9 protein-coding genes are annotated in these 12,472 nt (G+C 57.0%); 4 read left to right on the forward strand and 5 right to left on the reverse strand.

The window, feature by feature from the left end; translation table 11 throughout:
* Window positions 1-185 precede the first annotated feature (185 nt).
* From ATC00_RS15645 to ATC00_RS32605, 5 genes are all read right to left on the reverse strand, one after another.
* Window positions 186-1,013 (reverse strand): calcium-binding protein, encoded by an 828-nt coding sequence (locus tag ATC00_RS15645; RefSeq protein ID WP_037381231.1) that lies wholly within the window; start codon window positions 1,011-1,013, stop codon window positions 186-188.
* Window positions 1,014-1,326: 313 nt separating this feature from the next.
* A complete protein-coding gene (locus tag ATC00_RS15650; protein WP_064253497.1) occupies window positions 1,327-3,486 on the reverse strand; it encodes a peptidase domain-containing ABC transporter in 2,160 nt (719 codons plus the stop codon).
* A gap of 30 nt (window positions 3,487-3,516) precedes the next feature.
* A complete protein-coding gene (locus ATC00_RS15655; protein ID WP_037381437.1) occupies window positions 3,517-4,602 on the reverse strand; it encodes an HlyD family secretion protein in 1,086 nt (361 codons plus the stop codon).
* A gap of 117 nt (window positions 4,603-4,719) precedes the next feature.
* Window positions 4,720-4,884, reverse strand: coding sequence for a class IIb bacteriocin, lactobin A/cerein 7B family (locus ATC00_RS31155; protein WP_082912367.1), 165 nt, complete (start codon window positions 4,882-4,884; stop codon window positions 4,720-4,722).
* 33 nt (window positions 4,885-4,917) lie between these two features.
* A complete protein-coding gene (locus ATC00_RS32605) occupies window positions 4,918-5,085 on the reverse strand; it encodes a hypothetical protein (protein ID WP_156877995.1) in 168 nt (55 codons plus the stop codon).
* Window positions 5,086-5,752: 667 nt separating this feature from the next.
* Here ATC00_RS32605 and ATC00_RS31160 point away from each other — a divergent pair.
* The 4 genes from ATC00_RS31160 to ATC00_RS31170 all read left to right on the forward strand — a co-directional run bounded on the left by ATC00_RS31160 (window position 5,753) and on the right by ATC00_RS31170 (window position 12,468).
* Window positions 5,753-6,046: a DUF982 domain-containing protein gene (locus tag ATC00_RS31160; RefSeq protein WP_072597298.1), complete on the forward strand. Its 294-nt coding sequence runs from the start codon at window positions 5,753-5,755 to the stop codon at window positions 6,044-6,046.
* An 817-nt stretch (window positions 6,047-6,863) separates the two neighbouring features.
* Complete coding sequence (locus ATC00_RS15660) at window positions 6,864-7,889, forward strand: L-histidine N(alpha)-methyltransferase (RefSeq protein WP_234782318.1); 1,026 nt, start codon at window positions 6,864-6,866, stop codon at window positions 7,887-7,889.
* Between the two features lie 835 nt (window positions 7,890-8,724).
* On the forward strand, window positions 8,725-11,061 hold the full coding sequence (locus tag ATC00_RS15665) for a S9 family peptidase (RefSeq protein WP_064253556.1): 2,337 nt from the start codon (window positions 8,725-8,727) through the stop codon (window positions 11,059-11,061).
* Between the two features lie 528 nt (window positions 11,062-11,589).
* On the forward strand, window positions 11,590-12,468 hold the full coding sequence (locus ATC00_RS31170; protein WP_072642885.1) for an aldose epimerase family protein: 879 nt from the start codon (window positions 11,590-11,592) through the stop codon (window positions 12,466-12,468).
* The last annotated feature ends 4 nt before the right edge of the window (window positions 12,469-12,472 follow it).

Consider the following 12,472-nt stretch of genomic DNA (forward strand, 5'->3'; position numbering starts at 1 on the left):
CTTTCCCAACGATCAATATCTGACGTACGGCCAGTGCGAACCTCGGGCACAACGAGCCGCGATTCCCCTCTCGAACTTGGACGGCTGGCGACGCTTCGCAAGATGTCAGAATTCCTAGATTGGCGTGCGTCACGAATTTGGAGTGTCCTGCCGCCAAAGCGGCAGCACTTCCGTGGGGTTTTCGATCAGACGAATGTGAAGTCCGACGCGGTCAGGTGCAGATTGGCAAGGTTGGACACACTGTACACGCCAGACAGGTGAGCGAACACATCCACGTGATTTGCCGAGGTGACATAGGCAAGATCCGCGGTGTGGTTCTTGTAGTCGTGATAGACAATGATGTCGCCGGCGCTCTCGCCGGAAATCGCGCTCGCGGCGGCAGAGCCATCGGCGAAACTCCTGTCGGTGATAACCACGACGTGCTCGCCGTTCGCACCCGACGCCTTGCCGCTATAGAAGGTGTCCACCGGGTAACCTGACTGCACGCTGGCGTGGTTGATGAAGTTTGCGCCAAAGCCATCGTTGTGGAGCCCCGCCGCATCGAAGGCGAAAGTGTCTTGCGCCGGGTCGAAATCCAGGATGGTGGATACGTCCGGTTCCGGCCCCTGTTTTGGGAAGACACCGGGCATCGGGTTGTGGAGCCCGGGCATTGGATTGTGGAACTGGAACACGAACGTGTCGGAGCCTTCGCCTCCCTTCAGCCAATCCCTACCGTCACCGAGGAAGAGAACATCATCGCCGGCTCCACCGGAGAGATAGTCATTGTCCTCACCAACGATTCGAGGCTTGTCGCGCCCGTCGTCGCCGGAGAGTTTGTCGCTGCCCTCTTCGCCATAGACCTGGTCATTGCCCGCGCCCCCCAAGACCCGGTCGTTTCCCGCGCCACCGAATGCCCGGTCAGTGCCTGAACGTGAGTCGATCCAATCATTGCCAGAAAAATCGATGATCACATCGTCACCATTGCTGCCTAAGATGCAGTCGGCAGCCTCGCTTCCCCGAAAAAACTTTTCCATCGCAAACGCTCCTTGTGATGCAGTGCCCTACCGCTGCGGGACGCCTTGATATCCTTCATCGAATAAGCCGAGTAATTCATTGTTTTGATCGAACGCATCGACGCTACGGATGGATGTGCGGCTTGGTGAACGAGGCCCGCGGCAGGCGACGCTGGTCGCTACTAAACCGTCGTTGTCGGTAACGAGTCATCCTGTCGCCCTGGGTTTCACGATGGCGAAAGTGCGTCTATTGATCAGTAAAGAGCATCAAGGATGCCAGTTTGATGCCATTGGCACGCTGCAAGTCGCCAGCAAGGGCTTTGTCGGGGTCCCACTAAATGGAGGAAGACCTCTGAGCCCGCCACAGTCGAGCGTAAGGGCCATCAGTTTTCAGCAGGTCAGCGTGCCTTCCTTCCGTAATGACCCGCCCCTTGTCGAGGACCACGATCTTGTCGGCCCCACGAATGGTGCTCAGTCGATGAGCGATGACGATGATCGTCTTGCCGGCCCGACGTAGATCCTCAACCACCCGCAAGACAAATGCCTCGGCGGCCGAGTCGAGAGAGGAGGTCGCTTCATCGAGGATCAGAATATCTGGATTCCGGTACAGGGCTCGAGCCAGTGCAAGGCGCTGTTTCTCGCCGCCGGAGAGGCGTACGCCGTTCTCGCCCAGATAGGCCTGGAAGCCGCCTGGCCAGCGCTCGACCAACTCCCGTAGCCCAATTTGATCGCATATCTGCAGGATCTTCTCGAACTCCGGTTCGAACTCCCCCAGGGCGATGTTCTCGATCACCGAGCCGGAGAACACGTCGATCGATTGCGGTACTGCAGCCACGACTTTGTGCAGCGATGCGGTCGAGAGGTCCTGGAGGGCATAGGGGCCGATCCGTATGCATCCACCCTCAAGCGGGTAGACATTCTGCAGCAACGCCGCAAGGGTGCTCTTGCCCGAGCCGCTCTCCCCCACCACGGCCGTCACCTCGCCCCGACGAAACGAGACGCTGAGATCCTGGAAAAGCTCCGGCTGCGCACCATGGCGGAACGTGACGTTCTCCAGGCGAATATCGCCGAGATCAGCCTTTGTCGCATCGATGCCGCCGCTGCTTACCGGCTCCAGGTCAAAGATTTCGAACAGGCGATCCGACGCGATAAGCGCGTCCTGAACGATCCGGTTAGTTTGGATCAGGCGAGCAATCGGCCGGGTGACATAGCCGAGCAACGTACAGCAGGACAGTAATTCGCCGGGGGTGATGGCCTGTTCGAGCGCAAGCGTCGTTCCGAACCACATCAGCACGATGGTGAAGAGGGTCGACACGAACGTCGAGGCGTTGTCGCCGAAGATGGAGATCAGGCCGGAGCTGTAGACGGAATGCAGCATCTTCACAAAGCGGGTCTCGATCTTGACGTTCGCGAAGCTCTCCACGCCGGAGGTCTTGATGGTGGAGATGGCTCCGAGTGATTCCACCAGCTGCGCCTCGAGATCGGCGGCATTCTCCATGATGGCACGCTGACGCTTTCCATTCATCCGATTGATGGTCCAATAGACGAGGAGGTACAGAGGGATGGAGAGCGCCACGAGCAAGGCGATCTTCCAAGAATAGATGAACATCAGCCCCAACGAGAACAGTATCATGAGCACGTCAACGAACATGTTGATCGAGACGTCGTTTAGGAAGCTCCTGATCTTCACCGCGTCGTTCATGCGTGAGACGATTTCGCCCATGCGCATGTCGTCGAAGAACTTCTGCGGCAGTCCTAGAATGTGATTGTAGTAGCCGAGGATCAAGTAGACGTCTATCTTCTGCCCCGTCTGCAGGACGAGTCGGTTTCTAAGGAGATCGATGAGGATCTGCGCCACCAGGATCAGCAGCATCGCGATGCTCATCAAGTTGAGCAGGTTGCGGTTGCCCGCTGGGATCACATGATCGACGATCTTCTGAACGTAGATCGCTGTCGAGAGGCCGAGGATCGTCGTCACAAGCGCGCCGGCGAGAGCCTGCGCCATCACCCTTCTGTGTGGCGCAAGCAGACGGGCGAAGCGGGCGAGGGGCGAGGTGGTCTCGTCGCGGCGCTTGAAGGTGTCTGCGGGAACCAGCAGAACCAGGACGCCAGTCCATTGCGCCATGAATTCCTCATGCGACAGCTTGCGGATTTCACCGTAGGCGGGGTCCATTACGATGACGCACTTGGCGTCGATCGCCTGGATTACGACGAAGTGATGCAGGGCCTCCTTGACGATGACGTGCGCGATAGCGGGCTTGGGGATCTTGTACAGGCTGTCGAAGCCGCCCTTCACTCCCTTGGCAACGAAGCCCAGCTTCTGCGCCGCTTCCGTGAGGCCCAGCACGTTCGTGCCGGAGCGATCGGTCGAGGCATACTGGCGGATCCGCGACAATGGCAGCCTGTAGCCATAGAAGGCTGCGACAGAGGCGAGGCTGGCGGCTGCGCAATCTGTGATGTCGCGCTGCTTGAACTTAATGGCCTTGCTCGACATGGCGGCTCGATCGCTGTTTGAAAATGAAGATTAGTGGCTCGCCAGCAGCGGATTGAGCCAATCGTCGGCCTGATCGTAGAGGAGTTGCAGGAGAGTGCGATTGGCCAACAGGAAGCGGGCCCGCACAGTCATGCCTTTCTTGAGGTGAGCGATGACCCCGCTCTTGAGCGCGAGCTGACTGCGAGAGAGCGCGCACCGGACCTTGAAGACCGGGTTCCTGTCATGGAGCGTGAAGTCCTGCGCCACGTCGAGCACTGTCGCGTCGATAACACCCCATTGATTATAGTTGAAGGCATCCACTTGCAGCCGCACCGACTGGCCAGGCCACGCAAAGCCGATGTCGGCGGGGGAGACGTAGATTTCCGCCACCAATTCGCCGTTCGGCGAGATCCAGGCAACGGTTTGACCGGCCTGAACGTAGCTGCCGGGAGTGAGGCCGGAGAATTGCTCGAGAGCGCCTGACACTGGAGCACGAATGCGGTTCAGGTCTCGTTCATTCTCGAGCTGATGCAAGGTGGCCGTGAGTTCCTTGAGGCGTAGGTTAGCGTCAAAGAGGCGCTGGTTCCATTCGGCAGTTTTGCGCCGGGCGAGGATTTCACCCTGGACCTCGATGGTTTGGAGAGCGAAAGCCTTTTCGTCAATCGCCTTCGCAGGCGCTGCTGCAGCCGAGGCCAGTCGCTTTGCGCGGTCGAGTTCCGCTGCGGCGTTACTGCGGGCATAGTGGTTCTCCCGCAGCAGGTTGAGAAAATGCGCCCGTTCAGCCGTGGCGAATTTGGTTAGGAGGCGGGTGGGCTCCTTCGCCTGTGTGCCGGACGAGATCAGCGTTTCGAAGTCATGGGCCAGATCGCTTTTAGCGTTAAGGTCGGCTAAAACCGCGCTGAGCTTTTCTTCAACGACTACATCATCGAGGGCGAGGATTTCCTGCCCCTTGATAACCTCATCGTTCTCAACGGCAAGGACGCGAGAGATGCGTCCGGAGACGGGCGCGACCAGGGGCGTCTTTTCGACGCTTGGGCGAATGGCACCGGCACTTTGGACCGAGACCGGTATGGTGATCAGTGGCAACGAGACTAATGCCGCAGCCACAGAGAGCAGAATCGCCTTATAGATGACCAGAGATCGTCCTGATCGTCGGGAGAGAATGCTCTCTGCGGTGTAGTTGGCCGTCTCAGGAGAAATGGGAACGGCTAGTCTGTATTCACTGTGAAGCATGGATAACAGCGCCACTCTGTTTTAATCGTGGTTCTTAGAGCGTATGGCCCCCTCCGCTATGGTTGCAGCTGCAAGAGCTATTAGCGCAGCAATTCCGAACACTATCGGCCAGAATCCTCCCGAAGTTACAGATGCTTCTTCAGGGGTTAATTCGGCTACACGATAAGCTGCCATGTCGCTCTTCATTGTTGTCTCCTTTCCAAGAGCTAAAAGAGAAGATCAGTAACCGAGGGCATCGTCGGCGGCCTTTCCTGCTATGGTTGCAGCTACAAAGCCTACGAACCCAATAACTACGAAAGCTATTGCCCAAAACATCCCTCCCGAAGTCCCGGATGCTTCTTCGGGCGTTAATTCGGTTACGCAATAGGCTGCCATGTCGCTCTTCATCGCTGTCTCCTTTCCGAGGACGCAAATAAGAAGATCAGTCAGGGTGCCAGTCGGCAGCTCCGGCCGGTACGCAATGAGAGATGCAAGAGCCGTGCCAACGCAGCAAAAGCCAAAGAACCTCAGAAAAACTGTTCTGCAGATTTTCAATGGCTCCCCAAGAGCGCCGGACCGAAGCTCACCGTGTCGCAAGCTCGACAAACCCGCCCGTGGACTCTGAATGAACGCCCTGCCCCAGACTCGACAGGTCCGCGGTTCGGCGAGGACGGTAGAGTGCCAAGAACCTCTGCGACTACCGAGCGGACCCGTCCGCGTAGCTAAGGTCACGCTGCTGGTTTTTGTTGCCCATGCAGCCTGACCTGGTGATGCTTACTTTATATGCCGCTGCCAGTATGCCCTTGGTCAACGAACCACGGAAAAGCCCCACGATAGCGGAGCCGAATGGCTGAAAAAAACCGGCAATTTGCCAGCGTTCGACTCCTGCGCATGGCTCGGTCTCTCTCGCAGGGAGAGTGGGCACACCCGCTCACAGCACCGGTTAAACTTTGCCCTGCTGCGAGCAATCTGGCGTCTTGCGTGCGTGGTGACGAAGAGCCAAGAATCATTGTAGAGTTGGGAACGGATAAGGGGGGTTGTCTGTTCTCAATACGGCCTTTGAGGAGGTCCCAACATGAGAGAAGTGCCATGGCATACCCCGCTTTGGGTGACACTGCAAAATGGAATGAAGCGCCAGTTTTGCGGGCCGTACGACGCCCTTGATTTCCTGGAGAATGAATGGCCGAACCAGCGAGTGCAGCACGCACGGGCGGTACAAGCCTGCCGTGAAGCGTTGCATCACCCATCATACGTGAATTCCGCAAGAAACTGTTTTAAGGCCGCATGCATCGAAGCGGCATTCGCATGCAGTGAAGCTTTAGATCTGATCTCTCGAACTGAAGCGAAGCCGGTGACCCGGTATAGATAAATTTACTCCGAGGGGCTCATCCGTGCAGGTCAATGCGGCGCAGAAGAACGTCTAGCTTGGAGCATGGTTCGGACCTACTAGAGTGGCCGTTGCAAAGGGCAGGGCGTCGCTATAGTGCGGCACGTTTTGGGTCGACTTGATTGAGTAGCCCTGACGGACGAAAATAGGTCGTGGGCGTGTGCGCCAATAGCCGCGATGATTTTTCCGCGTCAAGCGAGCCCGCCGCGGCATCAGGCAGCGTCTCCGATTTCTCGATCTCCTCATCGCTCCCGGTTTTGATGGCCTAATGGCGCTGGGATGATGTGACGCCGTCGATGAGCTGTAGCGTCTACCGCAGCGATTTCGACGTTCAGCGCGGGGGGCTGGCCGATGACGTGCTCCGTTGCGGCAAACACGGGACACGTTTGCTGAACTCGTGGGTCGATTATCGCCAACGACACATCTGTACATCATCGAGCAACCTCGGCATGCCGAAGCTCTCGCCAAAGCAGCGCCCAGCCATGAGGATTTCGCAGCCCGGCCGCCGACCTCTTCAAGTGGCGGGTTGCCTGTCCTTGATCGACGTCAAGGATTGATCCTTCCGATCCTGTAGCCTCTCCTGCAGGTCCATGGACATACGGTCGTGAACCCACAGACCGCGCTCGTCGGCGATGCCGCCGCACTTCTGCTTGCAGGCGCGGCCGCGGCTGTGTGGCGAAAGTCCGTGAAATGATGGCGGCTTACGCGCACTAGGACGTCCAGCTTCGGTTGAACGATAAGTGGAGCCATTTCAGCTGGAATACTTCGATGGGTGCTAAGGATCGAGAGGAGAGCAGCGGTGAGCTTTCTTGAAACGAGTTTGGAGCTGTTTCAGCAACGATATTCGCCGGAACTAGGTCCTGAACAATACGCTAAACACACCGGAGTTGATCGAAACGGTAATTCGATGAGTGGCGCGTTGCTATGGGCTAAGGCTGAAACTCAGAGGATCAGGAATGCGCTCGACACCGGGACCACCAATATGGTGGACGCTGAGATCAAGTTGGCACAAGACCTACGACAGAGAGTGCGAGACTATGTACAATGGTATCGTCGAGACGAGCGATCCCGTAAGGGCGTATCGGTTCTGGAATACGGTCCCGGAACAGTGCGAGCATTCCAACAAAAGACGCTTCCCCTTGTGACAGACTTGCGCGGCGAGGCCTCACGTTGCGTTCTGGTCGATCGGTCGAACGAGTTCCTTGGTGCAATCGCGGAATCAGCGTCAGCTTTCGGGTCAAGAATCGACTTTATACGCGATGATATATTCTCTGGGCGACGCTATTTTTTCGATGATGAAGCGGCTTTTGTTGTCATGTTTGGCCGGACATTTGGGAATCTTGCTGCTTGCATATGTGATACACCCCCGACCGAAGTGGTCGTCCAGGCGCTGAAGAAAATATCGAGCTGCGCCAAGCGGTGCTGGGTTGCGATCTCAATTGGCTCAGATCTGAGAAAGGATGCTGCCAAAGCATATTATGAAGCGCATCCGGAATTTCAGCTCAATGTTTTCTACAGAATGAAAGCAGAGTTGCCCGTCGACGGCAACTTCGATCCAGAGGTCTTTGAGTATGAAGCGGATATTAGAGGTGATGATGAATTCCTGCAGGTAGTACACACCGCCGTCGTAAAAAGGAATTCATCATTTTGCCTCAAGGGCGGCAATATCAGGTTATTACGCGGCGATCGGTTGCATCTAAAGAACTCGTTTTCGTTTTCCAGGCCATTTTTTGAACAATGTGCGCACCTGGCAGGGCTCGCGTCGATCGACGTGATCTCGGATAATGCCGGCTCAGACATTCACGTGCTCGAGAAGGCGACCTGAAGCATCACAGAGGAGACCAGAGCCGACAGTTGTCGAGAGAAAATGTGACGCAGTTGGAACGGCGCCGTCAAATAGGAAACCAGCCCGCCTAATCAGGTTGATGGCATGCCGTTTGGCACGGCAGTAAATCAAGCTTGTGAGTAAGCACTCGTTGGTGGCTTGGGTAGTCCGCGGTCAGGGCAAGTGCGACGAGAAAGCAGGATGTCTTTGCGGACGTCACGGGGGAGAGAAGCGGCGCTCTCACCAGAGGACCTGTCATCCCTGTCCGCCGGGTTCGTGAGGTGAAAGCGACCACTCCTGTGAATCATAGGGTGGAATGCACGTCCTCCTCCAGCCCAGCAATGTCCAGCGCGCTGCGAGAAGCTCCTTTATACACGCGTCCACCTGACGCGGTTGTGTTGATGTAGAACATGTTCGATGCGCGACGAATGTCAGGTATGCGACATATCGAATTCGACCAACCGCGTTGTATTTATAAGAGGTTCTTCATTGGCACGAAGAATGCTCGGCTCATGCAGACCCCCCCCGTCAACCCGTCAATGACGCCGAATTAAAGTGATAGTCCAATCTTCCCCACTGATCATCGCCATGCCGATTGAGATAACAATGCCCGGTCAGGCTGCGGCTGGGCCGGGAGGTCCATTCCAACTCCGCAATCGATTCAACCCCGTCAGGTTCTGGAGTGTCCGTAGACTTGTCAAGGCATTCCGGCGCCGCGGTCGCGCAACAAGGTGGCCGCAGCTCCCCAGGGCCTGAACGGTGCTGCAAATCGGCTTTTGAGAGGCGTCGATCCAAGAAAGCGGTAAATGACAAAACTGAAGGAAGGCGAATGACCATGTGGAAGATCGGGGCTTTAATGCTCGTGCTGATCGTTGAAACCGGAGCAGCCGGCGCGCAGGCGCTGCCGAACGGTCCGGCTCCTTCGGATCCGCCGCTGGCGGTGACCGACTTCGAGCGGGCGCTCACGATCAACAACCGCTATCGCCGACTCTCCGTCGATCTCCCCGAGGTGCCTTTCTGGGTGAGCGCAGACAGCTTCGCCTACCGCCGGAGCAGTCACGGCGAGCACCAGTTCATATTGGTCAACGCCGCCACCGGTGAGAAGCGGCCGGCCTTCGATCAGGTCCGCCTCGCAGCGGCGCTGAACGAGGCGACCCACCAGAGCTTCAAGCCCGAAAACCTGCCGTTTGACCGCTTCGAACTGACTGACAATGGTGGCAGGCTCAACTTCCCCAGCGGGAATGAACTGTGGAGCTGTGACCTTGCGAACGATGCCTGCATGCACACCGCGCTGCATCCGAGCGACCCGGACTATCAGGAATTAAGATACGACTACACGCCGCCAGCAACGAATGATCCCGATAAGAGGAGCGTGTCGCCGGACGGTAAATGGAGCGCCTATATCAAGAACTACAATGTCTTCCTGCGGAGCAAGGACGGCGCGCCGGATGTCGCGCTGAGCTGGGATGGATCAGAAGGCAACTACTACGCCTTCTCGACGCTGAGCTGGTCCCCGGACTCGCGCCACCTCGCGGCCTACCGCGTCCGCCCCGGCTACGAGCGCAAGGTGCACTATCTCGAATCGTCGCCGAAGGAGCAGCTTCAACCCGAATTTTCTTCCATCGCTTATCTCAAGGCGGGCGACGTGCTTCCGCTTCCCCAGCCCGTGCTGTTCGACATTGCCGGCCGGCGCGAGATAACGATCGACAACGCCTTGTTTTCGAACCCATTCCAGTTGTCGCCCATCCGGTGGTGGAAGGACTCGCGCGGGTTCACCTTCGAATTCAACCAACGCGGCCATCAGCTCTATCGCCTGGTCGAGGTGGATGCCGCCACCGGCCGCACGCGCGCGCTGATCGATGAGGCCAGTAGGACCTTCGTTGATTACGTACCGCTGGCGAGGGACCAAAGCTGGACAGGGAAAACCTACCGGTATGATGTCGATGACGGCAAGGAGATCATCTGGGCTTCGGAACGCGACGGGCACGAGCATCTGTACCTGTTCGACGGCCGGGCCGGCGCGCTCAAGAACCAGATCACCCGTGGCGATTGGGTGGTGCGGGCGGTCGACTATGTCGATCCGATAAAGCGTCAGATCTGGTTCGAGGCAAGCGGTATGAACCCAGAGGAAGATCCCTATTTCGTCCATGCCTACCGCATCGGCTTCGATGGGACGGGGCTGACCGCGCTCACGCCCGAGCCGGCAAACCACCACATCGAGTTTTCGCCCGATGGCCGCTACTATGTCGATCTGTGGTCGCGCACCGATCTGCCCCCGCGCCTGGTGCTCTACCGCGCCAGTGACAATGCCAAACTGATGGACGTCGAGACGGCCGAGATTTGCGAGCTCACCGCCGCGGGCTGGCAACCGCCGCAGAGCTTTCGTGCCAAGGGGCGGGACGGCAGGACCGATATCTGGGGCGTCATTCACCTGCCAGCCAATTTCGACCCAAAGAAGAGATACCCGGTGGTGGAGGACATCTATGCCGGGCCGCAGGGCTCGTTCGTGCCGAAATCATTCTCGACCGACACTGAGCCGCTCACGCAATTAGGCTTCATCGTCGTGCAGATCGATGGCATGGGCACGAACAACCGCTCGCGCGCCTTTCATGACGTTATCTGGAAAAACCTGAAGGACGCGGGCTTTGCCGATCGCATCCTCTGGCACCAGGCGGCGGCTGCGAAGTTCCCCTGGTACGACATCTCCAATGTCGGGATTTTCGGCGGGTCAGCCGGCGGCCAAAATGCGGTAGGCGCGCTGCTCTTTCATCCCGAATTCTACAAGGTCGCGGCCGCCAACAGCGGTTCCTATGATAACCGACTAAACGAGATCTGGTGGAACGAACAGTGGATGGGATGGCCGGTCGGCATCGAATATTCGCAGTCCTCCGACATCGACAATGCCTATCGGTTGCAGGGCAAGCTGATGCTCATCGTCGGCGAAATGGACCGCAATGTCGATCCGTCCTCCACTTTTCAGCTTGCCGATCGGCTCATCAAGGCGGGAAAAGATTTCGAAATGGTCTATGTACCCGGTGCGGATCATGATGCGCCCGGCCCTTTCACGGAGCGCAAGCTCCTGGACTTCTTCGTTCGCACCATTCTCGGGCAGAACCCGCCGAACTGGAACGCCATGCCGTTCGAGTCGCAGAAGGACAAAGCGAGGGGATGACGGGCCGGGGAGAGCGCTTTGTCACGTGCAGATGCGATGATTGCTCGCGGCAGTGAGGACACGCCCGTCGGCGCATGCCTGAAACAGCTTTGTGAAATGTCCGCCGCACTGACTGTGTCCTCTTTCGCTAGGACAGCAGCTATTTTCGGCTGCCACCTCCAAACCCCCACGCCATTGACGAATAATTTCCTCACCGATATTTGCAGGTCGGCTCAAATCAAACCGCGCCGTCCATTAACGCAGCTGACATGAGGCGGTGAGCTTCAAGACCTTTCTGGAAATTTCGCAAAGCGCTTCCCCCTCCAAATCGGGCGTGATACTCATCCCTTGAATGCGATGTCCATGCCGACAAGCAACCAGTGCAATTGCTCACTCGTCAGCGTCATCTCCGTAGCCTGACGCCGGGGCAGTGGAACCTGTCGTGACCCGATCGATTTGACGTCAAAGAAAAACAGCAGACTCTGATCCGACCACCACGATTGTAGAAGAAAAAGACCACCTGGCGAAGGTTCTAAGGTAACCACATTCATGCATGATGCTGTCGTTATCCGCTCCGGTGCTGCACAGGCAGTTGTCAACCGCAAAGGAGCAGAGCTGATCGGGTGGCAGGTCGGTGCAAACGACCTCCTTTGGCCACGAGGCTCCCAGGGCTGGAACCGAACTTGTCCCCTGATGTTCCCTTCGTGCGGATCGAGCGAGTCGTCGCTTGTCGAAATAAAAGGGCAGTATTATCCGATGCCGGTTCACGGCTTCATCGGGATGCAGGAATTTGACGTGGTCTCCAGCTCAGAAGGTGAGGTGATATTAGAAGCATCTGACGATGAGTTTACGAAAACAATGTTTCCTTTTCATTTCAGTTGCACAGTTAAGTTCAAAGTTGTGGATAGTCAATTGAGCATTGACGTATCCGTGAAAAACAAGTCGCATTCTGCATTCCTGCCTTATTCCATCGGAATACATCCCGGGTTTAGATGGCCATTGATGTCTTCGCGCAAGGATAGCTGGCAGCTGGAGTTCGAGAAATCGGAATCTCCCCTTGTTCCGTGCATATCTTCTCAAGGGCTAATTCGAGGTGAAAAACGGAAAATTTCATTCCACGGGCGTTGCCTTCATCTAAATGAGAGCCTTTTCCAAAATGATGCCCTTTGTTTTTTGAATGCGAACAGTAGGCGGCTGTCGCTTGTTGGAGAGAAGGCCACAATCAGAGTTGACGCGCCAGATGCACGGCACTGGGTTGTATGGTCTCTTCCACAGCAAGATTTTCTGGCGTTAGAACCATGTACGGGGCACGGTGACATGGAGGGCAGACGCATTCCATTTGACGAGCGAGAATACAATGTCAATCTCGCCCCGGGAGATGAGCAACAATTCCGAGTACGATTCGAGTTCTTACAGCATGAAGATTAGTCCT

The sequence above is a fragment of the Sinorhizobium americanum genome, assembly GCF_001651855.1.
Lineage (GTDB): Bacteria > Pseudomonadota > Alphaproteobacteria > Rhizobiales > Rhizobiaceae > Sinorhizobium > Sinorhizobium americanum.